Genomic DNA, 25490 nt, shown 5'->3' with positions numbered 1-25490 from the left:
CAGGCGGCCGACATCTGATGACGCAGCCAAGCTTTCCTGGGGCGCAATATCCTTGAGAGGGGTACAAAAAAGGCCAATTCCGAACAATTATTCAGAATTGGCCTACATCACTTTGAGCCGAGTTTTATTGAGCGCCGCTAACCGCGCCGAACTTGCCCAGTACAAAACCAATGAATTGCTCGACGGTCATTTTCTGGCCGTTGAAGGTCACTTCATTGTTGGCGTAGTGCAGCTTGGAAACGACATCGGTGCCCACCAGGGTCGCCAGTTGAGTACCCACGGCCATGCCGCTGATCATCTCGCTGGCCATCTGGGATTGCTGCTCGATGGCTTTCGGGTCGGTCACACCACCGATCTGCGCTTGCAGGGCGGCAACGTCCTGAACCATCGGCTTGGACAGCGTCAGGTTGGCGTCCAGCAGCGCAACGATTTGCTTGCCCAGTTCAACCGGCGGCAGGTCCATGCTCGACGGCTTGGCCAGGTCGACCACCAGGTTGAAACGGCTCTCGCCATTGGTGGTTTTCAGCGACAGGTTTTCTACTGCCACTTGCGGCTTGGCAGCCAGCAGTTGATTGACATTGGCCTGGGCCAGGGTTTGCTCGGCTTCAGTCAGTTGCAACTCAGGCACTGGCTGGCCGGCAGCGGCAGCGGCTTGGGCCGGTTGCACTTTTTCCTGGTAGAGCTTGGTCAGCACCAGCATCGATGGGATATCGACGTTCTTCATGCTGACCGCCATGGCCGCCGAGCCCACTGGCTTGCCCTGGTAACCGATCTCGTCAATCTTGTAGTCGACACGGCCGGCCAGGTTGTTGTCCTTGGTTTCGCTGCTGTCTTTCTGCTCAAAGTTCTTGAGGGTCAGCACCGCTTGCTGCGGGCCGAAGGTGACCTTGGTGTTGGTCAGCTCGACAGTGTTTTGCCCGGTGTAGAAACCAAAGGTGGTTTTTTCCAGGTTGCTGGCGATGGTCAGGCCGCTCAGCTCGGCATCCAGCTTGGCGTTGTTGGCATCGACAACCGAGACCTTGAGGCTGTCCATGTAGCCGCTGGCCTTGACCTTCTTGCCTTCGGCAGTCGAATCGAAGTCCAGGTTGGCACCGGAGAAGCTCACGGCCGACTTGTCGTCCTTGAGTTCCAGAGGCAGCAGTTCAACATTGCCGTTAACCGAGCGGTTGTAGCCGATGTTGGCCACGCCCTTGAGCGGCGACACGTCTTTGCTGGCGGCGAACCATTTTTCGGTGGTGGGGTTTTTCTCAAGTTCGTAGTGACTGGTGGCCATGACTGGCAACCACTTCAGCGACACCAGACGCGAGAACGGCAGCGGGCCGTGTTCGATATGGTCGACGAACAGCAGTTCGGTGTCCTGATGGTTTTCGCCGAACACTGCGCCTTGGGCCTTGAGGCGATAGTGCGCGGTGCTGCTGAACAGCTGGCGGTCGAGGGAAACGAGCTCGAGGGTCACGGTGCCGTCGACGCCGGCCATGGAGGTCTGCAGTTCCTTGTTGGCATCCTGGATGGCGGTTTGCAGCACCGGCTCCAGTTGCTTGCCGGTGTACCAGGCACCGCCTGCACTGATTGCACCAATGGCGACGACGATACCCAAGAGAACGACTGCTGGCTTATTCATGTAGTGACCTGATCAAATCCTGTGAAATGGGCTGTCTTCCCTGAACACCCGAAGGGTGTCGGCTCAAGCCCGCCGAAATCCGGGGAAGATTAGCATTGGCTGGCGTATGCAGCCCAATTTTTCAATAGGCGCAGACTTCAGCGGTGAACGGTAAAGCGCCTTCGCGAGCAAGCCCGCTCCCACATTCGGCTGCATTCCAAAGATGCAACTCGATCGAATGTGGGAGCGGGCTTGCTCGCGAAGGCGTCAGTACAGACACCACAGATTTCAGGAATACTCGGTATCGATCTCATCCAATTGATGATCAAAGCTCTTCAGCCGTGCCGTCCACGTGTACACCAGCACTTCAAATTCGCGGTGAATCACCGCGTTGCCCGGCGTATCCGACTTGGGATCATAAAAATCCAGCTGGTAACGCTCCCGCGCCATCGCCGTGGCCACGTCGGACAATTCCCGGGCGTTATTCAGCCAGTGCCGTCCGTCGGCGACTTGCCGATCAAGCATCACGCATTGTTTTTTCAGGGCTTCGAGGCTTTTTTCCAGCGGGGTGCCGGTCAGTTCACCCATGACTTCCTGGAAGGTGCGCCCCGGTTGCCAGTAGCTGCCCCAGAAGTAGCGGTCGAACACCGTCTCGACCCGGCGCAGGGCGACTTTGGTGTCCCAGATCGCCACGCGGGTCTTGCCTTGTTCGAGCAGTCTTCGCTTGATTCGCTGGCCTTGGAAAGAAGCCCAGGCCACCACACCGATGGACAGCACCGCGATCAGCGCGCTGGCGCTGTCGAGGAACACCATGGCCTTGTCAATTTGATGGGCCAGCATGATGCCGTAGAAGTACGTCGCCGATAACAACACCAGTGCGAAGAACACGCACCAGAAAGCGGGAGCATAAGGGTTTTTCATTATTGGAATCCCCATGAGCAAACGCGAGCAGTGACAAGCGGGTCATCAACAGAACCCGCCAGTCAAAGCATAGCAATCAGCTCAGGGTTTGCTGGCTTGTGTGGCTTGCGTTCGTCCACTTTCCCAGCCGCCGCCCAGGGCCAGGAACAAATCGATCTGGCTCATGGCAACCTGGGTGTTCGCCGCCGCCAGTTGCGCTCGTACATCGGTGTAGGTGCGGGTGGCTTGCAGGTCGGCCAGGAATGAGGCGCGGCCGGCCTGGAAGAAGCGGTGCGTCTGCTCCGCGGCCTCTTTGGCCGAGGCGCCGGCATCGGCCAACGCATCGCGACGTTGCAATTGCGCGGTGTATTGCGCCAGGCCCGTCTGGGTTTCGCGGATGGCGTTGAGCACCACGCCGTCGAAATGCGCCAGGGCGCCCTGGGTCGCGGCTTCGGCTTCGTGAATACGCGCGCGGGCACCGTTGGTCGGCAGCGTCCAACTGATCAGCGGGCCAAAGCCCCAGCGGTTGGTGGCTGGCGTGCCCAGGTCATCCAGAATACCCACGGTGCCGACGGTGGCCCCGATGCTGATATCCGGGTACAGCGCGCCGGTGGCCACACCGATGCGCGCAGTGGCAGCCGCCAGTTGGCGCTCGGCCTGGCGCACATCAGGGCGACGCTTGAGCAGCGTGGCGCCGTCGCCCACCGGCAGCAATTGCGCGATATGCGGCAGCTCGGCGCATTGGGCGGTGCCGGCCGGCAGTTGATTCAGTGGCTTGGCCAGCAGCATCGACAGGCGGAACAGCCCGGCCTGGCGCAACGCTTCATAACGCGGCATTTCGGCGCGCAGGGATTTGTATTGGGTTTGCGAACGGGTGACCTGGGTTTCATCACCACGCCCGGCATCCCGCAGGCGCTGGGTCAGGTGCGTGCTCTGGGCTTGCAGGTCGAGGGACTCGTTGGCGATCGCCAGCTCTTCGTTGGCCGCGCACACTTGGGTGTAAGACCGCACCACGTCCGCTACCAGGGTGATACGGGCGATATCGGCAGCCGCCTGGGCCGCATCGGCGCTGGCCTGGGAGCTTTCAATGCCGCGCTGCAAGGTGCCGAACAAATCGAATTGGTAGGAGGTGCTGATGCTCGCGGCGCCGATATTGGCCACAGGGACTTTTTCCGTCAGCAAATAGGCCTCACCGGATTCTTGCAAGCGCTGGGCTTCGGCCTTGGCCCCGGCACTCCAGCCGCCGGCAGATTCGGCTTGCTGCACCTGATAGCGCGAGCGCTGCAAGTTGGCCGCAGCCACCCGCAGGTCGGTGTTGGAGGCCATGGCCTGCTCCACCAGCTTATCCAGGCGCGGGTCTTGATAGAGCTTCCACCAGTCCGCCGGCACCGGCGCCGACACCACATTGTTGCCCTCCCCGGCCAACTGGCCCTGAAGGTCACCGCGGTTCACGGCAGCCTTGTCCGGCAGTTTGTAATCGGGGCCCACCACTTGGCAGGCCGACAGCAACAACCCCAGCCCGGCGGTTGCTAAAAGCCGTTTCATGGCTTGTTCTCCGACTTGGGTTGGTCGTCGATGATCGACACCGTGGCAGTGCGCCCGGCAATCATGCGGAAGTCCGCCGGCACGTCGTCAAACGCGATGCGCACCGGAATCCTCTGGGCCAGGCGCACCCAGCTGAACGCCGGGTTGACGTTGGGCAGCAGGTTGGAGCCGCTGGTGCGGTCACGGTCTTCGATACCGGCGACGATGCTCTGCACATGCCCGCGCAGGCGGGCGTTGTCGCCGATCACGCGGATGTCGACGCTCTGGCCGACGTGGATGCCGTCGAGCTTGGTCTCTTCGAAATAGCCGTCGATGTGGAAGGAGTTGCTGTCCACCACCGACAACACCGGGCGCCCGGCGGTCACGAACTCCTGGTTACGCGGCGCACGGTCGTTGATGTAGCCGTCCACCGGGCTGCGGATCACCGAGCGGTCCAGGTTGAGCTGCGCGGCATCCACCGCCACTTGCGACTCGGCCAGGGCCGATTGGGCACGGGTGACACGGGACTGGCTTTCTTCCAGTTGCTCGCTGGCCACCAGGTTGCCGAGGCCACGGTTACGCTTGTTCTCGCGCACGGCCTGGGCCAGGGTTTCCTGGCGGTCGGCCACAGCGGCCTGGGCCTGGCGCAGGGCCAGCTTGAAGCGGTCCTGGTCGACGGAGAACAGCACCTGGCCGCGCACCACCAACTGGTTGTCACGCACGTCCACTTGCTGGATCAGCCCGGACACGTCCGGGGCGATCTGCACGATGTCGGCACGGATATGGCCGTCACGGGTCCAGGGGGCGAACATGTAGTACATCACCATGCGCCACACCACGACGCAGGCGAAGGTCACCACCAATAACGTCAGGACTACACGGCCGATGGTCAAAAAAGGTTTTTTCATGTCATGAGGTATCGACTGAGTGAGTCCACTGCGCCCAGCAACAGAGCGTAGAGACCCACATTGAACAATGCCCGGTGCCAGACCAGGCGATAGAAGTGGACGCGGGTCAACAGCCCGTGCACCACCAGGTACAACACATACGTAATGCCCATCAGCACCAGCAGCGTGGGCAGGAACACCCCGCTGATATCCAGATCACCGATCATAAAGGCGCTCCATCGGGTAACGGCGCTTCCATCTCTGTGCCACCAAGAAATTCCACGCCGGGCAACAACGCCAGGCGCAAGCCGCTAAGGGCGTGCAGCAGGTGCAGGCGGGTTTCGTCCTCACCTTGCAGGCCCTGGCCGTTGAGGGCGCGGCGGGTACGGTCGAGGGTCATCAGCAGACCGCTGGGGGCCGGCAGACGTTCACCGGCTTTCAGGCAGGCCTTGAAGTAACCGCCGACGCCTTCCACCACCTGGTTCAACAACACACGCGGAACCCCGAGGATGCGCGGCGAGTACGCCAGCAGGTCCAGCAGGTTCAGCGCCACCCGAACTTCGCGCAGGGCGATGCCGGTGTCCTGGCCGGTCATGGCCAGCCGCGGCAGGTGTTGCATCAGGCGGTCGAGCATTTGCACGCCCATCTTGCGGTGCTCGGCCAGGGTCGCGGGCTCGGTCAGGGTGACGATGTCGCGCCAACTGAAGCGGGTCAGGCGCTTGGCCGCCAGCTCGGCGCCGAACGGCCGGGCAATCAGGGTCCAGACAAAGGCGAACAACAGGCCCACCGGGCCCGCCAGGTTGGAGTTGGCGAAGGCCAGGAAGTCCGCGTCGTAGGCACCCTGGATGCTGATGAACGACGAGGTGTTGACCAGCGTCAGCAGCATGCCGAGGTAGAAGCGCGGCTGTACCGTGAGCGTGCCGATGCAGATAAAAGGCACCGAAAACGCCAGCACCAGCATCGGGAAATCATGCAGGTTGGGCAGCACCAGAAACAGGTAGAGGCTGGCGAACAGCACCGACATCGCCGTCCAGAAAAAGAACCGGTAGATCTGCGGCGCCGGGTCGTCCATCGAGGCGAAGAAGCTGCAGGCCACCGCCGCAAGGATCACCGCACTACCACCGTCGGTCCAGCCCAGCAGGATCCACAGCACCGAGGCGACGATGATCGCAGTGACGGTGGAAAACGCCGAGTAGAACATCAGGCCACGATCGAGGAACGGTGTCAGCCGGCCCAGGCGCCAGTGGCGGTACACCGCGCGCCAGCTGTCCTGGCTTTCGCACTGGATAGCAGCTTGCAGGCTGCGGCAGTCTTGCCACAGATCCACCCACTCGCCGAGGCGATACAGGGCGTTGGAGAACAGTAACTGGTGGCGGTCATCCAGGGCGTCGGCATCGGGTTGCAGGGCTTCGATCTGGTCGCGCAGAACACGCCAGCGCTCGAGGGGCGCGTCCTTTTGCGTGCTGTCCAGCCACTCGTTGGCGGCGGCCAGCAATGGTGTGAAGCGATCGAGCAATTCCGGCGCGCGGTGTTCAAGGGCGTACACGGCATCGTCGAGAGCATCGATCACCGGCAGCAGGTGGATCATCCGCCCGCGCAGCTCCTTGGTGTTGCGCACCGTTTGCGGTCGCGAGCCTTCATGGGGCAGCTGGCCGATCATCAACTCCAGGGTGTTGAAGGTGGCAACCATGCCGCCGCGCAGGGTGCTGATTTCTTCGGGCTGCACGTTGCGGCTGAGGAAGCGCTGGCTGTAGACCTGTGCGTCGGCAAACCACTTGCTCACCGAGTCATCGAACACCGGCGCCAGGCGTCGCGGCCAGAACATCGCACCGACCACCGCCGCCACGGCGATGCCGAGGAAGATTTCTTCGGTACGCGCCTCGGCCACATCCCATACCGCCAGCGGGTTATCCACCACCGGCAGGGCGATCAGCGGCAAGGTGTAGCCGGCCAGCATCAGCGCGTAGCTGTTGGCCGTGCGCAGGTGCAGGGACAGGAACAGCAGAATCCCGGTCCACAGCGCGATCACCACCACCAGCAAGTACGGCGTCTGCACAAACATCGGCACAAAAAACACCGCCGCCGCCGCACCCATGAAGGTACCGACCGCCCGGTACAGCGCCTTGGAGCTGGTAGGGCCGACAAACGGGCTGGAAACGATGTACACCGTGGCCATCGCCCAATACGGACGCGGCATTTGCATCAGCATGGCGATGTACAACGCGATCATTGAAGCGGCGAATGTCCTTACGCCATAGAACCAATCCTTGGCCGGCGGCATGCCGGTAAAAAATCCGTTCAAGAACTCACAACCATGGGATGTTGATTGGCGCCTTCAAAGGCCCGCAGTACACGCAGGGCAGCTTCCAGGTCATCGGGATCGATCGTCGCCAGCACCTCGCGGCGCAGACGCACCAGCTGTTCTTCCACCGCCTGCACCAGCTCGCGGCCACGCTCGGTGAGGCTCAAGGCCTTGGCGCGGCGGTCGTGGATGTCTTCGGTGCGGCACACGTAGCCGGAATTGCACAGCTGGTCCAACAGACGCACCAGGGACGGGCTTTCCATCCCGGCGGCCTGGGCCACCTTGACCTGATGCACACCGTCGCCGAGGCGGCCGATCATCAGCAGCGGCACGGCGCAGGCTTCGGAGATGCCATAGCTGACGAGCGTGGTCTGGCAGATTTTGCGCCAGGTTCTGGCACCTACCACCATGCTGCTGCTGATGTTCATCTGGAGTTGTTCGAGGGTCTGGGACACTGGATTCTTCGCATACAGTTAGTTTGCTAACTATCAATATGGTCGATGGATCCAAGGCAGTCAAGTTTTGATACAAATTTGCGGATAGGTGGCGAAGCGACGCAGCCCAAGGAACCGCTGCTCTTTACCCTAGTTCATGTGCCGGAAACGTCCGTGCGAAAGGCGATTTTTTTGCACCGAGCCGATCGCCGCTATGCCGTCACCCGTCCTACCTCCTCCTCAATAAACTCAAACACCTCCTGCGCAACGCTGTACTGGAACTGCTTGCGTCGGTGCCGGGAAACCTTGCCCTCGTTATCCAGGCACATCATCACCAGCTTCGACAGATCGCTGCCGCGCACGTCGTAGCGCTCGTTTACGGCTTTAACCACGCGGTCGTAGCGATCCAGGAATTCGGTTTCCTCGCGCAGCTCTACTTCAAGCGCCCGGCGGGCCATCTGCAAGGTGAATTCCACGCAGCGGGTGGCATCCCAATAGCGGTAAATCGAAGGATGGCCAATGAAGTCAAAGGCCATCTGGTCGCCATCCAGCCAGGTGACATTCCAGAATTCCCGGGAGGGTTGTGAGAATGCCTTGAGGGCTTGCAGGTAGGCTTGTTCCTCATGCTTCATCGCGACCGATACCGGCAGCAGCAGGCCGTTTTCCAAAGCACCGTAATGACAGAGCGTCTGATGAACCAGAAAGCGCGACAAGCGCCCATTGCCGTCCATGAACGGGTGCAAGAACACGAAACCGAAGGCGGTCACTGCTGCTGCAACCAATGGGTCGACGTCCCGCACTGGCTGGTTGGCAAAAGCCATTAGCTCTTCCATCAACTCCTGGCACAAATCCGGCGCGGGGGGCACATAGCTGACGCCCGCAGCGCCCCTCAGACCGTTATGCAGGTGATTCTGCTCGTGACGGAAGGCGACCGCCTTGTCGAAGGGATTGGATACAGTGCTGTTTTGCAGCTCTACCAGGTAGTCCTCGGTGAGCAGGCGACCTTCATGGGCCTGGCGCAGCAGTTGAACGAAGCGACGGGACTTTTCTTCGCTGGGTTGTTCTTTTTCGATGGCGAACGAGTCGCGGGTTTCATGCAGGTAAGCCCATTGGATGGCGCGGTCCATCATTTCAGGCGGGAGGGTGGCCATGAAGGACTTGGCGCGGCCCAACACATCCAGCGCCAGTAACGTCTCTATCTGTGAAGTGCGCTCTACGGTGGCACAGTAATGCAACGAGCCCAGACCGTTGAAATCGACTCGCCAGCGGCTATTGCGGGTACTGGGGCCTGTTACATAGCGCTTGGGATCGAACAGGAAAACAACACTTCCGCGCACCGGCGTTGTGTAATCCAGCGAGCGTCCAGTGAGCCCTTCCCACAGGAAGCAGGCTTTGCGAATAAACACACCATTGGGCGACTTGGCGAGTTCAGACAGAAAAGGCTCAGGGCCAAACTGCTCAAATGTCTGAGCCAAAACAGGCAGGTTGATGCCTTCATGCTTGAGGGCGAACAGCACATGCTCGAATAAAGAATCTTGTCCGGGTGCTACCGATTGCGGGACCGCCAGGCAATCACCAATCAAGGTGATGCGGGTCACCGGTTTGATCATGGCGACGCGCTTGGGAGCGATGACCTTAAGGCTCAACGCCTCACATAAATGAGCGTAACCAACGACGGGCATGGTGAGCGTCCCTAGAAAAAAATAACTAGGGAGATTAAAGCTCAGTTTTTTTTACCTCTCACCATTTATTTTTACATTAATGGGGTTTTATAGATTTTTTTTTACACCCCTCGCCCCTCTCTCAACCGCAAATTCAACTCATCCACCACCTCCGCCCAATCCGCATCCTCCAAAATCTCTTCGCGCAAAAACGCCCGCTGGCCTGGCGTCCAGAAAAACGCATCCGCCAGATGCAGTTCGGGTTTGAGTGGGGAATGCACCGCGATAAAGCGCTCGATGCTCACCGGGTCATCCGGCAAGCCAAGCTGTTTGAACAATGACGGCAAGCTGTGGACTGGAGATTCCATGATGTGTTCCTGAAGGAGGGCTCATCTGAGTCTAGAACCTCTGAGGTGATGCGCAGATTAATCACAGCCAGTGCGGTGAACACCTGCCGGCGCGTTGCACAGCACAAACAGTCGGGCCCGTGCGCCACCGCCATCCTGCTGACTGAGCTGGCGCCATCCTGCCGGTAATGGGGCAAAATCATCCGGGCCATCAGCGGCGCTGATCAGCCAGACACGCTGGATTTCCGCCGGCAACGCCGACAGGCGATCCAGGTAAATTCGCCCGCCATCCTGGTCCACCAAAGTGCCAAAACCATAGGCATTCGGCCGCGTCGATTTGCCGGTGGCGGTCGGCGGTGTGAAGAGCTGCAACTGGGCGTCGGTCTCGTCGTAATAGACGTAGGGCAAGTACCACAGCATGTCGCTGATGACGATGCGGTCATCTTCCTGGTAGTTGCGGTTGACGAACTCCACCGCGACGTTGAATTGATCATGTTCATCGACGGTGGAGTTGGTCTTCACGCCCACCAGTTCGACCCCGACAAACAGCACGAAAAGCGCCGCCGCGGCCAGTGACACGCGGTGCGACAGACGGTCGACAGCCACCGCCACGATGATCGGCAAGCTCATCGCGTAGGCCGTGAGATAACGCTCGATAAACACCGGGGAAATAAACGACACCCCATAGACCAGCAGCACCGGCAGCATGAAGAAAAGCGCCAGCAACCAGCCAAAGCGATAGCGACTTTGATCGCGCCAGGCGGTCACGCCCACCAGCGCTACCAGCAACAACGGAAACCCGACAAACAGTGGCCGCCACACATGGTCGCCCGGGTCCTGAATGAGGAACTGCCACACCATCGACGGTAGGGAATACAGGTTGACCGGGTCTTCCCAGCCAATATCACCCCCCACCTTGAGTTCTTCAGTGTGCTGCACCAGGCCGAGCAAGTTCGGCAGCCAGGGCAAGTACAGCAACACAATCGCCACGTTGGCCAACCACCAGCCAGGACGGGTGACAAGGCGCAGGCCGCCGGCCCGTGGCAGCCGCAGCAATACCAGCCAAGTCCAGTGCACCAGCACGCACAACGCGGTGAAGTAGTGGGTGTAGAAGGCGGCGGTCATTAACAGCGCATAGACCACCAGATACCGCTTGCGCTCAGGCTGGCGAACCCAATACACCAATGCCAGGGTGGCAGCCAGCAGCCACACGCCCAGCAGCGAATACATCCGCACTTCCTGGCTGTAGCGCACCGCCGTGGGCAGCAACGCCAACAGAATTCCGGCCAGTACCGCCGCGCGGCGGGTCGCGACCAGGCGCGTCAGCCAGACGCCCAGGCCGACGGCGACCACGCCTGGGATCGCACTCATGCTGCGCAGGGAGAAAATACTGTCGCCAAACAGCTCGATCCAGCCGCGCAGCATGAAGAAATACAGCGGCGGATGAACGTCATGGGCGGCGTGAAACCACAGGTCTTCCAGGGAGTACTCGGCGAGCAGCAGGCTTGAACCTTCATCTCCCCAAATCGCGGAGGCGGTCAAACCATAGAAGCGCACGGCCATAGCCAATGCCACCAGCGGCACCCACCACAATCGAGCGAGCCAACCGGCATGCTCCCACAGGCCAGGATTGACCACGGGAAAGGCCCCGGCCTTGTTGTCTTGTTCCGCCACAGAGCGTTGCACCTCTACTTCCTCACCCACTACCAAACCTGCGCTTGCGCGAACACCCGCCACTCTAGGTGAAAAGACCTCGATTCGCCCGCTGTTTTGCTCGTTTTGAGCCGCCATCCGCCAATCGGACAAATCTGAATTTTGCGCAGGGCTTCTCCGACGCGTTGGCCGGATCAGGCTATGATTGCAGCCTTCCATGGATTCAGGATCAAGGACACTTCATGCGCATCGGTCTTCTGTCACCCCTGGCACTGGCATTGCTCACCACCCTTCCCCTTCAGGCCCACGCCAGCGGCGATGATTCGTGCTACCCGGATTGGCGGGTGTCGCGTAACAGCCTGGACGTGTGCAGCAACCTGCCGTTTTTAAGCCCGGGCAATGACAGCCGGGTCAACCTGCGGCTGCTGCTGGCAGACAAAAACGTCATGCCGCTGGCACCGAATGACCTGGGCGAGCAGGATTTTTCCGAAGGCTTTGGCCCGGTGCCATTCCCGGCGTATCGGCTCACGCCCGCAGCGGATGAGCCCGACAACCAGCCCGACGACTCGCGCACCGCCGAACTGGATGAACTGCTCAGCCCACTGGGCATCAAGCGCGATGACTACAAGGCCGCCGGTGAAGCCTTCCTTTCCGGCGAAGGCAGCCGTTGCCGCAGCAACGCCGATGACAGCGCCGCCGCGTTTATCAGCCAGGTGGTGAAGGCCGATGTACCGCAGGCCGAGCGCCAGTTGCTGGCCAAACTGCGCTTGCAGATGCTCACCAACTGTTCCTCGGACGGCGTCCCTGCGGGCGAGGCCGATCAGTTGAAATCGGCAGACGGCCAGGCATTGCTGGCCTACCTGCAAGCGGCCGGGGATTTTTACAGCGGACGCTTCAGCGACGCACAAAAAGGCTTCACGGCGCTGACGAGCAGTTCGCTGCCCTGGCTCAAGGAAACGGCGCTGTACATGACGGCGCGCACCGCGCTGAACGACGCCCAGCAAAATGCTTTCGACGAATACGGCACCCCCTCGCTTGAGCATGTGGATAAGTCCGCACTGCAACGGGCCGAGACCGGATTCGATGATTACCTGAAGACTTATCCACAGGGCGAATACGCCGCTTCCGCCCGTGGATTGCTGCGCCGGGTGCACTGGCTGGCGCCCAACCCCGACAAACTGGCAAACGACTTTGCCTGGCAATTGACCCAGGCCACCGATGCCCAGCGCAACGTATCGCTGGATGAACTGGTGCAGGAAGCCGACACCAAGCTGCTGACCACCACCACGGCACCCGTGGACAATCCGTTGATCCTGGCCCTCAACGACCTGATGTGGATGCGCGCAGGTGAACCGCCAAGGCTCACTCGCGAAGCCCTTGACGGGCAAAAGTCGATATTCGCCCAGGAACCGGCGCTGTACGCCTACGTGCAAGCGGCGTTTGCCGTGTACGTCGAGCATCAACCCGATCGCGCCTTGAAGCTGTTGCCGCAGGACGTGCCGTCGAACCTCGATTACTTCGCCTTCAGCCAGCAGACCCTGCGCGGCCTGGCATTGGAAGCCAAGGAAGACTGGAAAGCCGCCGAAGCGCTGTGGCTGCAACTGCTGCCGCTGGCCAAACAACCGTTGCAACGTGACCAGCTGGAGCTGGCATTGGCGATGAACTACGAACGCAGCGGCCAACTGGCCAAGGTATTCGCCGCCGACTCGCCGATCAGTGCCAAACAGGTGCGCTATATCCTGCTGCGCAACGTCGCCGGTCCCGATCTGCTGCGCCAACGGCTTGCCGATGCCAGCGACCCGGTAGAGCGCCAGACCGCGCAATTCACATTGCTTTATAAAGACCTGATGCGCGGCCAATTCGAGACCTTCGCCGAGGACTTGAAACAACTGCCTGCCTCGGTTCCCGACGACAAGCTCGGCACCAGCCTGGGTTACGTCTACGGCGGCGGCCAGTCGTTGAAACTGTTCCAATGGAACGGTGACAAGGCCGAGTCCGGCTACACCTGCCCGAGCATCGCGCAAATCGCCAGCACCCTGCAGGCCGATCCGAAAAACCCGCAGGGCCTGAACTGCCTCGGTGAATTCGTCCTGCGTAACGGTCTGGACGGCATGCCCCTGGAACAAGCGCGCTCCGCCGGCAGCCTGGGCAGTACCGCCTCGCCCTTCAAGGGTGAAACCTTCTCGCGGCTCGAAGGCTACAAGCGGGTGATCGGCAATCCCAAGGCCCCTCACAACGACAAGGCCTACGCACTGTTTCGCGCCATCAATTGCTATGGGCCTTCGGGCTACAACAGCTGCGGTGGCGAAGACGTCGACAAGGCAGTGCGCAAAGGCTGGTTCCGCCAGCTGAAAACCGGGTTTGCCGATACCCAGTGGGGCAAGTCGCAGCAGTACTACTGGTAAGCCGTGAAGCGCTTCTGGCTGGCCCTGCTCCTGCTGGCAAGCCCGGCCTTCGGCGCGGTAGACGCCCGCGACCATGATGCGTTCTGGCTGTGGAGCGGCGTCGCGCCACAGCCGGTGCTCAAGCAGGCGAAAATCCTGTACATCCTCCAGGGCCAGATCAACTCAACCCGCCGCGCACCCCAGCGTGGCGTGCAATTCATCGCCCAGGGCATGAGTGTGCCGCGCATCACCCAAGGTGAAATCTGGGTGGTGTACCGCGCCCACACCCTGCACTGGCCCGAGTCGGTCTACACCCAGATGCTCGGCCAAGTGCAACGCTGGCGAGACGCGGGCAACCCGGTGGTTGGCATCCAGATCGACTTCGACGCACGCACGCAATACCTCAAAGAATACGCCGACTTCCTGCGCGACTTGCGCCAGCGCCTGCCCAAGGATTTGCGCCTGAGCATCACCGGGCTGATGGACTGGAGCAGCAATGCTGACCCGGCCGCCATCGCACAACTCAAAGGCGTGATTGATGAAGTGGTGGTGCAAACCTACCAGGGCCGCCACAGCATCCCGGATTACGCGGCGTACCTGCCACGCATGAATCGGCTGGGGGTGCCGTTCAAGATTGGGTTGATTCAGGGTGGGGAATGGGAGGAGCCGGGGTATTTGAAGGGGAATGAGTGGTTTCGTGGGTATGTGGTGTTTTTGCAGAATCCGACCTGATGCTTGACACGGATTAAGACTTTATGCAAGAAAGTGTCCTCTGTCCGCGGACAGAGGACACTCGGAACCGGAGCCCCATGAAAAGTCAAGATATCGTAGTTCTGTTCAAACTAATCAGTCTTGAACTGCGGGCAAAAGGGGAGCGCGTAAAAAAGCGCGAATTTACCGTCCCCAATGACGAGCATGACCCATGGGCCCAGAGAATGCAGCACTCTGATGGCACCTTCAGTTATCTCAAGACCTATCAGTTTTCCGAGCCGGAAGATTGGCGTGGCTGGGATGATCGCGACGAAGAAGTAGAGAAGGGCAATCTTCAAAGCTATTCCGTGCGAGCTCTATCTTCCGCACTCGGGCTAAGCAAAACCGAAGTGTCCTCGTCACTCAATCGCTGCCGCGACATTGGCCTGATTTACACAAACCACTCCGACGGTTCACCACTGGTTAGAAGCAAAGCGCTTCTCGATCTGGTGACCTACAGCATTCGCTATATATTTCCCGTGAAGCCCGGCCCTATTGTGAGAGGCATTCCGACTGCATTCGCAGCCCCGATCCTGGCAGGGAAAGTCATGAGTGGCGGCGACCTCATGCCTGTTTGGCCTGATGCCTATGGCAAAAGTAAAGGTCAGGAAATCACACCCTTATATAAAACTGTCCCGGGCGCAGTAAAAAAGGACGAGCTTCTCTACCACTTCCTCGCCCTCGTCGACGCCATTCGTATCGGTGGCCCACGAGAAACCAAAGTGGCCGACGCGATGCTGAGGGAGTGGATCCTGTGAACTCAAACAGAACCATGATGCTGCACATGCTTGAAGAGGTTGCCGAGGCGCTGGGGGAAGAGCTACGCGAACAAGTGGCCTTCGTCGGCGGATGCACCACTGTCCTGCTTATCACCGATGAATTCACTCAGGAATCCATTCGTGGCACCGACGATGTCGATCTGGTCATTCATCTGACAAGTACCGCTGACTGGTATCGGCTGGAGGATCATCTCAAATCCAAGGGCTTCAAGAATACCGGACAAGACACTGTTACCTGCCGCTTGCGCCTGGGCGCCCTGAAAGTCGACTTTATGCCGACGGATGAAAAGGTATTAGGGTTTTCAAATACCTGGTTCGTGGGCGGGTTGGAAAATGCTGTTTACCACGACCTGCCCGACGGCATTCGAATCAAGGTATTCGCTGCGCCGTGGTTTCTTGCCGCGAAACTGCAGGCCTATAAGGGGCGAGGAAACGGGGATGTTCTGATGTCCAACGACATTGAAGACATCATCGCATTGGTTGATGGCCGCGAAGAGCTGGGTGAAGAAATGAAGCAAGCGCCGAGCGAGCTACGAACGTTCGTCAGCCAACAACTTTCTGAACTCCTGAGGCTTACGGCGTTTTTAGACGTGGTTCAAAGTACAGCTCAGGACCCTGATCGTGAAACGTTGATTCATGAACGGCTGAACACAATGATTGCATCCGGAGCGCACGCTTGACCCTACCTGTGAGCGTAACCCGCCAAGGAACCAACCGAGCGGAAAACAGGGACGCCGCCGGCTCGGCATACAACAGCGGTGCCTACCTTTACGTAATAGCAGACGGCACCTCAAAGCCCGAAAGCGGCGCCTTGGCGCGGGCACTGACTCACTATGTGCTGGCTTCCTTTTCCAACCTCAAGCGCTCTGAGATTTCCTGTCCCGACAAAACCCTTGATCTGACACTCACTTCACTCAGCGAAGTACGCTCAACCCTTTGCGCAAATTACCCCTTAGCCTCCGCCAGCTATCTCGTACTCATGATTCATGGCCACACCGCCGTTTCCATTCACGCAGGTGACTGTTGCCTGGGACAGCTGGAAGATGGGCGCGCGGTAAACTGGCTAAGCCCGCCTCACTGCGGCCCCAACTGGAAGAGCAACCTTAGCCACGACCTTATCGCCAACAGCCCTACACGTAAAACACTGTGGAACTGCATGAGCTATCGCAGGCCGCATGAGCCGCATATCCAATCGTTGCAAGCAGGCCCTGATACGAAGTGGATCTTGGCCACTGACGGTTTTTGGGCTGAGCTCTCACCCGCGGAACAACTAAAGGCTATTGCGGGCCAAAGCCTCGATGATCTCCAAGGCGAAGACGACATTACCTTCATGCTGCTGCAAGCTCAGAAGCAGCTCCTCCTCTAACCCCGCGCCAGCTCAGCTAACCGCATCGCCGATACAATCGAGAGCGCGTAAAAACACAGCCCGATAGCGATCCAGATGCAGTTGGCCAAGGTCAGGCGCTTGTTCACCTCACCCCTGAGGTCATTCTCCACTTGGTTCACCGCGCGCTGTACCTGCACCATCAGGTAGAGATGCACAATCGTCAGGCAAGCACTGATCTTCATCGCGGTCAGCGGCGCAAGGGCCCATGAGTACATGTAGGGCAAGGCACCGCAAACAACCAACCCGATGGCCACGCTGCGTGGCTGCCATTGATACGTCGGAGCCTTGACCTCAACTTGCCGGCGGATTTTCATGATCAGTGGGTAAAGGAAAATCACCGAGAAGAACGCCCGCACAACCGGCCAGACGTTCGCGCCAGTCGCCTGCCGATAGCAGGTCCACTGCTTGTAGAACCAATAGACGAAATACATACCCGAGGTCAGCAGAATCATGATCACCAGCTTGCGCGGTGCAACCACAAAAAACGTGGATGCAGCGGCGAGCGGTTGGCTCAATTCGGCCTGCGGCGGCGCGTAGGGGTTGTCGATCACTGACACGGAAAATCTCCTGAAGGGTGTTTGGCTAAAACACGTTAACGGCCGCCGTTCGCAAATGTTTACCAGTCATAGGTCAAACTCGACACCACCGTGCGCCCTTCCCCGTAATAACAATCCAGGTCGCTGGTGCATTGCGACACGTAGGTTTTGTTGGTCAGGTTCTGCACATTCATCGCCAGCTTCACACCTTTGAGCTTGAACGGCGAGGCACCCAGGTCGTAGCTCAGGCTGGCGTCGTAGACGGTATAGGACGGGATGCTGAACGCTCCTGCGTAGTAATCACCGAAGCTGCTGCGAACGTAGCGCGTACCCACGCCTGCCCCAAGGCCCGCCAGGGGCGTGTCGCCGAGGACGGTGTAATTGACCCACACCGAAGCGGTAAGCGGTGAGATGCCTGCCGGGTGTCGGCCTTGGCGGCCGTCATTGTCTTTGGTGTATTTGATGTCGTTGCGCGCTGCCGAGGCGACCACGTCCCAGGCATCGCTGAGGGAGGCCTTGGCTTCCAGCTCCACACCCCGTGAGCGCATGGCACCGCTCTGGGTGCTGAAGGTGGTGTCTACCGGGTTGGTGGTCAGCACGTTTTCCTGGTCGAGTTGGTAGACCGAGACCTGCACAAAACTCTTCTGGCCCGGCGGCTGATATTTCAGGCCGACTTCGTACTGGTTGCCGGTAGAGGGATCAAACGGTTTGCCGCTGATATCGGTGCCCGACAGCGGCAGGAAGGATTCGGAATAGCTGATAAACGGCGCCAGGCCGTTATCGAACAGGTACACCAAACCGGCCCGGCCAGTGAACGCCTGATCTTTGCTGCTGGTGCGGGTGTCGGCCAGCGGCTCCTTGTTGACCACGTTGGCCCAGTCGTAGCGCCCGCCAAGGACCAGCGCCCACTTATCCAGTTTGATCTGGTCCTGCACATACAGGCCGGTCTGGGTCACGGTGCGGTCCCAGCGATACGGCTGGCCGAAATTCATCCGCTGGCCGTAGACCGGCTTGAACAGGTCGATCACCGGCGGATTACGGTCGTACAGGCCGTGGAATTGCGAGTTGAAGTGGTAGTAATCGAGGCCGACGATCAGCGTATGGGACAGAGCCCCGGTGTCGAATTCCGCCTGGGCGATGCTATCCACGCCAAACACTTTGTTGTTCTGCGACCAGTCCACGCCAAAGCGCTGCAGGTAGCGTTGGTCTTGCACGCCAGTTGCCGGGTTGGGCACAAATTTGTAGCCGTGCAGCGGTGCGGTGTAGCGGTCGTCCACTTCGGCGTAGCGGGCATTTTGCTTAAGGGTCCAGGTGTCGTTCAGGCGATGGGACACCTCATAGCCCAACACGTACTGCTCACGGTTGTACTGGTTGACGCCTGGCTCGCCGATAAACACATCACGCTTGATCTTGCCGTTGGGGTTGTCCCAGATCGTCCCGGACGCGGGCAAACCCTGGGCCTCGGGCACGCCTTTGTCTTTCTGGTACTGGGCAAACACGGTCAGGCGCGTGTCGTCGTTGGGCTGCCAAGTCAGGCTGGGGGCGATGAATTGGCGTTTGTTCTCGACGTAGTTGATCTCGCCCTGCTCGTCCTTGGCCAGGCCAGTGAGGCGATAGAGAAACTGGCCTTGTTCATCCAGTGGACCACTGAGGTCGATGGCGGCGCTTTTGTGTTCGTAGGTGCCGGCTTCCAGCACCACTTGATGCACCGGGGTTTCGCTGGGGCGCTTGCTGACCATATTGACGATGCCACCCGGCTGGTTCTGCCCGTATAACACCGAGGCCGGGCCCTTGAGCACTTCGATGCGTTCCAGAGAGTACGGCTCGATCTGCAATGCACCGCCGGTGCTGCCGCCGCCATAAGGCAAGTGCAAACCATCCAGGTACAGCGGCGTAGGCGAGAAGCCACGGGAGGTGGGTTCATCGAACAGTTTGACCCGGTCGGAAAAACCGCCGGCGGTCATGCCCGGCGTATAAAGCAGCGCCTGGGTGACGCTTTGGGCGCCGCGCGCCTTGATCTCGGCTGCGGTAATGACGTTGACAGTCTGAGGAATTTCCACCAGCGCCGAATCGGTCTTGCTGCCGGTGGCGCTGCGCTTGGCAACGATGCCGTCGACCGCGCCCCAGGCCGTTTCCTGATCCTGTTGGCCACTGACCTGCGTCGCCCCGAGTTGCAGCGCACCGTTCGCCGGCAGCGCCTGCAACGACCAGCCGCCCTGGGATTGCACCGCGACCAACCCGCTGCCGGCCAACAACCGTTCCAACCCTGGCCCGGTGGCGTAGCGGCCCTGCAAGCCGGCGCTGCGCTTGCCTTGGGTCAGCGAGGCGTCCACCGACAACAGGATTCCCGAGGCGCTGGCGAACTGGTTCAAGGCCTGGTCGAGGTTGCCTGCGGGAATGTTGTATTGGCGCAGGGCTTCAGCGCTCTCCTGGGCCTGGACCACGCTCGGCACCACAGGCGCCGTCGCCAGCAAACTGACAAACAGGCCACGGCGCAGGGCGCGGGCCAGAGGTTGGATTGGGTGGTGCGACATTGCAGGGCTCCCCGTGAGAACGCTTCTTGATTGGCTTTCAAGAGGTATCCCGGACGGGGTTGGAAAACCGACAAGCCGTAGGCAAAAAATTTTTTTAGACCCGCGCCTTGATCGTGACCCAATAGCGCGTCACCGCCTGTACCTGCACCGGCAACGAACGCGCAAGCGCGTCGAGAATCGCGTCGGTGTCATTCAGCGGAAACACGCCGGTCAACAGCAAGCCGGCTACTGCCGCATCGCAGCGCAACAGCCCCGGGCGATAACGGCTCAACTCGGCAACGAACTGCCCCAGCGGCTGGCGCTCGGCGATCAAGCGGTTCTCGGTCCAACTGCTGGCGTTGGCATTCACAGGCGCCAGCGTCGAAGTCCGGCTGGCGCTGAACCACAGGCTGTCCCCGGCATTCATCTGCACCGCCGCACCGCGCACCGGACGCACCTGCACGCGCCCTTCATACAGGTCGACGCGGCTGCCATCGTCCACTTCACGCACGGCAAACCGGGTGCCCAGGGCCTGCACATCTCCGGCCGGGGTTTCGACGATCAATGGCCGGGACGGATCGTGGCCGCTGGTCAGCAGGATCTCGCCACGTATCAGGCGGATACGCCGCTCACTGGCGCTGAACCGCAGGTCGACCGCGCTGTTGCTGTTGAGGTCCAGGCGCGTGCCATCGCTCAAGGTCAGGTGACGAATCTCGCCGGTGGCGGTGCGGTATTCGGCAAACGCCGCCTGCCAAGGCTGGCTGCTTTGCACCAGATAGCCGCTGCCACCGGCCACCAGCAACAGCCCGAGCAGTTTCAAGGCGGCGCGGCGTTGGGTGTCCGGTGTATCGCGTAACACCGCACGGGCACTGTCGACCGGCACACCGCCGAGGGTTTGCTGTAACTGTTGCAAGCGCTTCCAGGCGCGCCGGTGTTCCGGGTCGGCCTCCTGCCAGCGCGCGAAGGCCTGGCGCTGATCGCCGTCCATCTCGCCGCCCCACTGCAGCATCAACCACTCGCTGGCCTGCTCCACAATGGCCGGGGCAATCGGCGCTTCGTGCCGGGTTCTCATTCTTCGTAGACGACCTGATAGCAGGCGAGAATCGCCCGGGTCATGTACTTCTGCACCGAGCTGACGGTCACCTCCAGGCGCTCGGCGATCTGTGCGTAGCTCAGCCCTTCGAACTGCGACAACAGGAACGCGCGGCGCACGTTGTCGGGCATGCGGTCGAGCATGGCGTCGATTTGCATCAGGGTTTCAAGGATCAATGCGCGGGTTTCAAGGGACGGCGACTCGGGCTCCTGCAGGTGGGCGATGCTTTCCAGGTAGGCGCGCTCGATGCGCAGGCGCCGCCATTGATCAATCACCAGGTTGCGGGCGATCTGTGTCAGGTAGCTGCGGCTTTCCTTGTCACCGGGAAAGCGCCCCGATACCAGCAAGCGCAGGAAGGTGTCCTGCGCCACATCGGCGGCGTGCTCGCGATCGCCCAGGCGTTTGCGCAGCCAGCCTTGCAGCCAGCCGTGATGGTCGCGATACAGGAGATGAAGCTGTTGCCGGCCGTCAGTCGCGGTGTCCATGAAAAGCTCAGATACGTTATTGAGAGCAATTATCATTACACCTTGTTGCGCGGCTGGCAAAGTTCTTTGTCATTCAGCGTCCGGCGGTTTGCAACGGATACACCGATTCCCAGCCACCGCCCAACGCCTTGTACAACCCGACCATGGCCAGGGACACGCCGGTGGAGCTTTCCACCCACTGCTCTTGCGTCGCCAGCAACGCGCTTTGCACCGTCAGCACGTTGACGAAATCCACCACGCCTTCGACGTATTGATGCTGCGCAGTAGCGAGGGCGATCTGGTTCTGCCGGACGGCTTCGGCAAGGCTGTCGCGGCGCAGTTGGCTGGCGTTGTAGCGAGTCAGCTGGTCGTCGATTTCATGCCAGGCCCGCAGCACGGTTTGCTGGTAGGCCAGGGCCGCTTCCTGTTGCTGGGCTTCGCGCAGATCGAGCATGCCTTGCAATCGGCCACCGTTGAAAATCGGCAAGCTCAGTTGTGGGCCAAAGGCGAATGCACGAGAACTCCACGAGCCGAGATCTGCCAACTGCAACGCCTGGGAGCCCACGCTGCCGGACAGGGTGATGCGCGGGTAGAAGTCGCCCTTGGCCACGCCGATGGAAGCGGTGGCGGCATGCAAGCGCGCTTCTGCCTGACGGATATCGGGGCGACGTTCGGCCAGTTGCGACGGCAGGCCGATGGCAACCTGACGCTGGGTCTGCGGCACGGCGGCGTCCTTGGACAGTTCGGCATACAAGGCTTGTGGCGGTTCGCCCATCAACAAGCTCAGGGCGTTGATCAACTGGTCCTGGCGTTGCTGCAAGTCCGGCAGGCGCGCCTCGATGGCGGCGACTTGGGCGGCGGCTTCGGCGACGTCCAGGTCAGTGGCAACCCCGTCGGCCAGGCGCAGCTGCGACAGCTTGAGGCTGTGGCGGGCGACGTCGAGGTTTTGCTCGGTGACGGCCCGGGTGTTCTGCACGCCGCGCAGTTGGATGTAGTCCTGGGCAGTTTCCGCCAGCACTGACAACAGCACCGCACGGCGGTCATTTTCGGCGACTTGCAAGGTGGCGTCGGCGGCTTCGGTTTCGCGTTTTACCCGGCCCCAGAAGTCCAGTTCCCAGGCGGCGGAAAAGCCCATGTCCCACTGGTTAAAGGCCGAGCGGCCATTCTTGCCGGAGGGATCGCTCAAGCCATCGGCGCTGTTGCGTTGGCGCAGGTAATCGCCGGTGGCGTTGACGGTCGGGTAGCGCTCGGCAGTAATCACCTGGCGCGCCGCGCGGCTTTGTTGCAGGCGACTGCTGGCGAGTTTCAGGTCGAGGTTGTCGGTCAGTGCACGACGCGTCAGCGCGGTGAGTTGCTGGTCATGGAACACTTCCCACCAACGCTCTTCCAACGGCTCGTTGACCGCATGACTGGCGGCTTGTCGGCCCTGAGGCTCGGTCCATTTGCCCAGCGGGTTTTGCGGGCGCTGAAAGTCCGGGCCGACGGTGCAGGCACTCAGGCTGAACAAGCTCAAGGTAATCCAGGCGAGGCGTCTCATTGCTGGGCGACCTCGCGTGGCTGGGCGGCGGCGTGGGTGTCGACGCTGGCTTCCACCGACATGCCGACCCGCAGGCGTTCGGTCAGCGCCTGGCCGGGCTCCAGAATGATTTTCACCGGAATGCGCTGCACCACCTTGGTGAAGTTGCCGGTGGCGTTGTCCGGCTTGACCGAGGCAAACGTCACTCCAGTGGCCGGCGCCAGGCTTTCAAGGTGCCCCTTGAGCACGTCACCGTCGAGGCTGTCGACCCGCACTTCAACCGCTTGGCCTGCGTGCATGTGGGACAGTTGGGTCTCCTGGAAATTAGCCACCACATAAGCCTCGGCCAGCGGCACCACGGCGAGGATCTTGCTGCCCGGCGTCACATAGGCGCCAACCCGCACCGCGCGCTCACCGACCATGCCGTCCACGGGTGCAACGATGCGGGTGTACGACAATTGAAAACTGGCTATTTCCAGCGCCGCCTGGGCACGTTTCAGACCGCCTTCAGCCGCGTCGCGCTGGGCGCTGAGGATTTCCACCTGCTTGCGCTCGGCAGCCAGCACCGCCGTGGCATTCGCCAGGCGCGCGGTGGCCTGGTCGATGCGGGTCTTGGCTTGCTGGGCGTTCTGCACGGTGCCAGCGCCTACGCCGGCGAGGTGGTTGTAACGGTTCAGTTCATGTTCGGCAAATGCCACTTCGGCGCGATCTGCCGCCACCGTGGCCTGAGCTTGAGCGATCACCGAGCTTTGCCGCTCCAGAGTCGCCGTGGCGTTTTTCAGCTGCGCCTGGGCCACCAGGGTATCGGCGTCGGCCGCCTGGGCTGCGGCGCGGAAGTCACGGTCATCGATCAGCGCCAGCAACTGGCCGGCCTTGACCCGCTGGTTGTCTTCCACCAGCACTTCCTTGATAAACCCGGCCACGCGTGGCGCCACCAGGGTGTAGTCGGCGGCGACGAAGGCGTCGTTGGTGGTCTGGCGCTTGCTGCCGAACACGCCCGGCGCCAGCAGGTAAACCAGCACACCCACGGCGAACACGGTGATGACGGTTACAGCGATTTTGTCTTTGCGTTTCATAACGATCCCTTTGGCTCAGTGAGCAATCAAGTCGGCGCGCGGGGCGGATAAATCCGCGTCGGCATCCAGAAAATCAGCAGGATCAACACCGCCGCGACACCGGCCATGACGTAGTAGAGATCCGAAGAAGTGAGCACCACGGCCTGCTGGTGCAAGCGATGGGCAAGGCCGGCGGCATCGCTGTCGGCCAGGGGCGAGTTGCCCAGGCTGTCCACCAACATGGTCGAGTGGAAATGCAGGCGGTGGGTGGTCAGGGCGTCTATAACGCCGGTAGCGACCACGGCGGCCAGGCCTTTGACGGTGTTGAACCACGCCGAGGCGAACGGCCCGTCCTGCGGCGTGATGCTGCCGGTGGAGAGCATCAACAGCGGCAACACCGCCATGGGTTGCCCGAAAATTTGCAGCAATTGCAGCGCGTAGAAGTCATCGCGGATCCACGCCGACGTCAGTTGCGCCCCGCCCACGCAGGACAGGATCAGCATGCTCAAGCCGATACCCAATACCCAGCGGCAATCAACCCAACGCAGGTTGCACAGCGCCGCCACCAACGGCAGCGCAATCAACTGCGGCAGCGCCATGATCAGCATCACCGGGGCAGTTTGCAGCGGGCGGTAGCCTTGTACCTGAGCCAGGTAGCTGGATGGAATGATGGTCACCGCCAGCAGCACAATCAGCACGCCGGCAAGCACGATCAGCGCGAACGCCAGGTTGCGGATGCCGAGCATCTGCAACTTGAAAAACGGCATCGGGTGCGACCACTCGTTGATCATGAACAACACCAGCAACACCAGGCCGCCGATCAGCAACGAGGTGATCAGCGGTGATTCGAACCAGTCCAGGCGGTTGCCCTGCAACAGGCCGATCACCAGCATGCAGATCGCCGGGAACCCCAGCAGCAGGCCGCGCCAGTTGAACTGCTTGAAGCGCTCCAGGCGCAACGGGTCCTGAGGCAAGCCGTAGGCCACGGCGGCCATGGCCAGCAGGCACGGCCCGACAATCTGCCAGAACGCCCATTGCCAGCCGACGTATTCGGTCCACATTGCCGCCAACGGTGTACCGAGGCTGGGGCCGAAGGTCGCAGTCAGGGCGTAGCCCGCCAGGCCGTACAGCTTGACGTGGGCCGGCAGGAACCGCAGCGCTACGGTCATCAGCATCGGCGGCAAAGCGCCGCCGGCCAGGCCTTGCACGGTGCGCAAAATCAGCAGGCTTTCGTAATTCGGTGCGAACGGGCACAGCACGCCAAGCACGGTGAACAGCCCAATGGCGCACAGGGTGAAACGGCGCAGAGAGAACGTCACCGAACACCAGGGTGCAAAGGCCATCGCCGAGACGGAGGTGGCGGTGTACGCAGCCACCAGCCAGGTGCCTTCGTCGAAGCCGATGTACATCGCACCGCGAATATCGGCGAGGGCAACTTTGGTCACCATCTCGTTGAGACCGGACACCAGCACTGCGAGCAACACGCCCACCAGGCCGATGATGATGCGCGGGCCGAAAACGGGCAGGGTGATGGCGGTCGGCTTGGCTGCGGCCAGGGGTGCGGGAGCAGCGAGGGACGTCATGAACTACAACTCGGAATAGGAAATACCCGAGCAGTTTAATCAGGCTTAGACATGACAAAAAGTGACTTATAGGAAGCTTATAAGTGCACCAGACGCAATGATCAAAATGTAGGCGACCTCTG

22 protein-coding genes are annotated in these 25490 nt (G+C 60.9%); 5 read left to right on the top strand and 17 right to left on the bottom strand.

Annotated elements, in window-relative coordinates; all coding sequences use genetic code 11:
• Positions 1 to 124 precede the first annotated feature (124 nt).
• From HBJ59_RS29815 to HBJ59_RS29770, 10 genes are all read right to left on the bottom strand, one after another.
• Positions 125 to 1621 (bottom strand): YdgA family protein, encoded by a 1497-nt coding sequence (locus HBJ59_RS29815; RefSeq protein ID WP_167665633.1) that lies wholly within the window; start codon positions 1619 to 1621, stop codon positions 125 to 127.
• A 267-nt stretch (positions 1622 to 1888) separates the two neighbouring features.
• On the bottom strand, positions 1889 to 2521 hold the full coding sequence (locus HBJ59_RS29810; RefSeq protein WP_076015577.1) for an NADH:ubiquinone oxidoreductase subunit N: 633 nt from the start codon (positions 2519 to 2521) through the stop codon (positions 1889 to 1891).
• An 81-nt stretch (positions 2522 to 2602) separates the two neighbouring features.
• Positions 2603 to 4045, bottom strand: coding sequence for an efflux transporter outer membrane subunit (locus HBJ59_RS29805; protein WP_076015578.1), 1443 nt, complete (start codon positions 4043 to 4045; stop codon positions 2603 to 2605).
• Positions 4042 to 4932: an efflux RND transporter periplasmic adaptor subunit gene (locus tag HBJ59_RS29800; protein WP_167665632.1), complete on the bottom strand. Its 891-nt coding sequence runs from the start codon at positions 4930 to 4932 to the stop codon at positions 4042 to 4044. The genes HBJ59_RS29805 and HBJ59_RS29800 overlap by 4 nt, the downstream gene beginning before the upstream one ends.
• On the bottom strand, positions 4929 to 5138 hold the full coding sequence (locus tag HBJ59_RS29795; protein WP_003218193.1) for a DUF1656 domain-containing protein: 210 nt from the start codon (positions 5136 to 5138) through the stop codon (positions 4929 to 4931). The genes HBJ59_RS29800 and HBJ59_RS29795 overlap by 4 nt, the downstream gene beginning before the upstream one ends.
• A complete protein-coding gene (locus HBJ59_RS29790) occupies positions 5135 to 7213 on the bottom strand; it encodes an FUSC family protein (RefSeq protein ID WP_167665631.1) in 2079 nt (692 codons plus the stop codon). The genes HBJ59_RS29795 and HBJ59_RS29790 overlap by 4 nt, the downstream gene beginning before the upstream one ends.
• Positions 7210 to 7641, bottom strand: a complete 432-nt coding sequence (locus HBJ59_RS29785) for a MarR family winged helix-turn-helix transcriptional regulator (protein WP_003218197.1) — start codon at positions 7639 to 7641, stop codon at positions 7210 to 7212. The genes HBJ59_RS29790 and HBJ59_RS29785 overlap by 4 nt, the downstream gene beginning before the upstream one ends.
• Positions 7642 to 7859: 218 nt before the next feature.
• Positions 7860 to 9329 carry a Fic family protein gene (locus HBJ59_RS29780; RefSeq protein ID WP_167665630.1) on the bottom strand — a complete coding sequence of 490 codons (1470 nt, stop codon included), beginning with the start codon at positions 9327 to 9329 and terminating at the stop codon, positions 7860 to 7862.
• 101 nt (positions 9330 to 9430) lie between these two features.
• Entirely contained in the window at positions 9431 to 9676 is a 246-nt protein-coding gene (locus HBJ59_RS29775; RefSeq protein WP_076015581.1) for a DUF2789 domain-containing protein, read from the bottom strand.
• A gap of 57 nt (positions 9677 to 9733) precedes the next feature.
• Positions 9734 to 11341, bottom strand: a complete 1608-nt coding sequence (locus HBJ59_RS29770; protein WP_372241512.1) for a glycosyltransferase family 39 protein — start codon at positions 11339 to 11341, stop codon at positions 9734 to 9736.
• A gap of 209 nt (positions 11342 to 11550) precedes the next feature.
• Here HBJ59_RS29770 and HBJ59_RS29765 point away from each other — a divergent pair, with 209 nt between their 5' ends.
• From HBJ59_RS29765 to HBJ59_RS29745, 5 genes are all read left to right on the top strand, one after another.
• Entirely contained in the window at positions 11551 to 13713 is a 2163-nt protein-coding gene (locus tag HBJ59_RS29765; protein WP_167665629.1) for an outer membrane assembly lipoprotein YfiO, read from the top strand.
• A 3-nt stretch (positions 13714 to 13716) separates the two neighbouring features.
• A complete protein-coding gene (locus HBJ59_RS29760; RefSeq protein WP_167665628.1) occupies positions 13717 to 14424 on the top strand; it encodes a DUF3142 domain-containing protein in 708 nt (235 codons plus the stop codon).
• Positions 14425 to 14501: 77 nt separating this feature from the next.
• Entirely contained in the window at positions 14502 to 15200 is a 699-nt protein-coding gene (locus tag HBJ59_RS29755) for a hypothetical protein (protein WP_076015585.1), read from the top strand.
• Positions 15201 to 15226: 26 nt separating this feature from the next.
• On the top strand, positions 15227 to 15901 hold the full coding sequence (locus tag HBJ59_RS29750; protein ID WP_256670924.1) for a hypothetical protein: 675 nt from the start codon (positions 15227 to 15229) through the stop codon (positions 15899 to 15901).
• On the top strand, positions 15898 to 16587 hold the full coding sequence (locus HBJ59_RS29745) for a protein phosphatase 2C domain-containing protein (protein ID WP_076015587.1): 690 nt from the start codon (positions 15898 to 15900) through the stop codon (positions 16585 to 16587). Before HBJ59_RS29750 ends, HBJ59_RS29745 begins: the two co-directional genes overlap by 4 nt.
• On the opposite strand, the gene HBJ59_RS29740 is transcribed toward HBJ59_RS29745, so the two are convergent.
• From HBJ59_RS29740 to HBJ59_RS29710, 7 genes are all read right to left on the bottom strand, one after another.
• The gene (locus HBJ59_RS29740; protein WP_076015588.1) at positions 16584 to 17165 is read right to left on the bottom strand and encodes a hypothetical protein; all 582 of its coding nucleotides are present in this window, start codon (positions 17163 to 17165) and stop codon (positions 16584 to 16586) included. The genes HBJ59_RS29745 and HBJ59_RS29740 overlap by 4 nt on opposite strands.
• 59 nt (positions 17166 to 17224) lie before the next feature.
• A complete protein-coding gene (locus tag HBJ59_RS29735; protein ID WP_167665627.1) occupies positions 17225 to 19678 on the bottom strand; it encodes a TonB-dependent siderophore receptor in 2454 nt (817 codons plus the stop codon).
• A 94-nt stretch (positions 19679 to 19772) separates the two neighbouring features.
• Positions 19773 to 20729, bottom strand: a complete 957-nt coding sequence (locus HBJ59_RS29730; RefSeq protein ID WP_076015590.1) for a FecR domain-containing protein — start codon at positions 20727 to 20729, stop codon at positions 19773 to 19775.
• On the bottom strand, positions 20726 to 21235 hold the full coding sequence (locus tag HBJ59_RS29725; RefSeq protein ID WP_167665626.1) for a sigma-70 family RNA polymerase sigma factor: 510 nt from the start codon (positions 21233 to 21235) through the stop codon (positions 20726 to 20728). The genes HBJ59_RS29730 and HBJ59_RS29725 overlap by 4 nt, the downstream gene beginning before the upstream one ends.
• 73 nt (positions 21236 to 21308) lie before the next feature.
• Positions 21309 to 22751 (bottom strand): efflux transporter outer membrane subunit, encoded by a 1443-nt coding sequence (locus HBJ59_RS29720; RefSeq protein WP_167665625.1) that lies wholly within the window; start codon positions 22749 to 22751, stop codon positions 21309 to 21311.
• Complete coding sequence (locus tag HBJ59_RS29715) at positions 22748 to 23806, bottom strand: HlyD family secretion protein (protein ID WP_167665624.1); 1059 nt, start codon at positions 23804 to 23806, stop codon at positions 22748 to 22750. The genes HBJ59_RS29720 and HBJ59_RS29715 overlap by 4 nt, the downstream gene beginning before the upstream one ends.
• Positions 23807 to 23832: 26 nt before the next feature.
• Complete coding sequence (locus HBJ59_RS29710; protein ID WP_167665623.1) at positions 23833 to 25368, bottom strand: MFS transporter; 1536 nt, start codon at positions 25366 to 25368, stop codon at positions 23833 to 23835.
• Between the last annotated feature and the right edge of the window lie 122 nt (positions 25369 to 25490).

Origin of the sequence: Pseudomonas sp. AN3A02, from assembly GCF_011765255.1 — a bacterium.
Taxonomy (GTDB): Bacteria; Pseudomonadota; Gammaproteobacteria; order Pseudomonadales; family Pseudomonadaceae; genus Aquipseudomonas.
The sequence above is the reverse complement of the archived record's forward strand: the minus strand, read 5'-3'. Positions and strand labels throughout refer to the sequence as shown.

Excerpts from the sequence above, each read along its gene's own strand:
- HBJ59_RS29815 (WP_167665633.1), bottom strand. The coding sequence starts at position 1,621 with ATGAATAAGCCAGCAGTCGTTCTCTTGGGTATCGTCGTCGCCATTGGT.
- HBJ59_RS29810 (WP_076015577.1), bottom strand. The coding sequence starts at position 2,521 with ATGAAAAACCCTTATGCTCCCGCTTTCTGGTGCGTGTTCTTCGCACTG.
- HBJ59_RS29805 (WP_076015578.1), bottom strand. The coding sequence starts at position 4,045 with ATGAAACGGCTTTTAGCAACCGCCGGGCTGGGGTTGTTGCTGTCGGCC.
- HBJ59_RS29800 (WP_167665632.1), bottom strand. The coding sequence starts at position 4,932 with ATGAAAAAACCTTTTTTGACCATCGGCCGTGTAGTCCTGACGTTATTG.
- HBJ59_RS29795 (WP_003218193.1), bottom strand. The coding sequence starts at position 5,138 with ATGATCGGTGATCTGGATATCAGCGGGGTGTTCCTGCCCACGCTGCTG.
- HBJ59_RS29785 (WP_003218197.1), bottom strand. The coding sequence starts at position 7,641 with ATGAACATCAGCAGCAGCATGGTGGTAGGTGCCAGAACCTGGCGCAAA.
- HBJ59_RS29780 (WP_167665630.1), bottom strand. The coding sequence starts at position 9,329 with ATGCCCGTCGTTGGTTACGCTCATTTATGTGAGGCGTTGAGCCTTAAG.
- HBJ59_RS29775 (WP_076015581.1), bottom strand. The coding sequence starts at position 9,676 with ATGGAATCTCCAGTCCACAGCTTGCCGTCATTGTTCAAACAGCTTGGC.
- HBJ59_RS29765 (WP_167665629.1), top strand. The coding sequence starts at position 11,551 with ATGCGCATCGGTCTTCTGTCACCCCTGGCACTGGCATTGCTCACCACC.
- HBJ59_RS29755 (WP_076015585.1), top strand. The coding sequence starts at position 14,502 with ATGAAAAGTCAAGATATCGTAGTTCTGTTCAAACTAATCAGTCTTGAA.
- HBJ59_RS29750 (WP_256670924.1), top strand. The coding sequence starts at position 15,227 with ATGCTTGAAGAGGTTGCCGAGGCGCTGGGGGAAGAGCTACGCGAACAA.
- HBJ59_RS29735 (WP_167665627.1), bottom strand. The coding sequence starts at position 19,678 with ATGTCGCACCACCCAATCCAACCTCTGGCCCGCGCCCTGCGCCGTGGC.
- HBJ59_RS29730 (WP_076015590.1), bottom strand. The coding sequence starts at position 20,729 with ATGAGAACCCGGCACGAAGCGCCGATTGCCCCGGCCATTGTGGAGCAG.
- HBJ59_RS29725 (WP_167665626.1), bottom strand. The coding sequence starts at position 21,235 with ATGGACACCGCGACTGACGGCCGGCAACAGCTTCATCTCCTGTATCGC.
- HBJ59_RS29720 (WP_167665625.1), bottom strand. The coding sequence starts at position 22,751 with ATGAGACGCCTCGCCTGGATTACCTTGAGCTTGTTCAGCCTGAGTGCC.
- HBJ59_RS29715 (WP_167665624.1), bottom strand. The coding sequence starts at position 23,806 with ATGAAACGCAAAGACAAAATCGCTGTAACCGTCATCACCGTGTTCGCC.
- HBJ59_RS29710 (WP_167665623.1), bottom strand. The coding sequence starts at position 25,368 with ATGACGTCCCTCGCTGCTCCCGCACCCCTGGCCGCAGCCAAGCCGACC.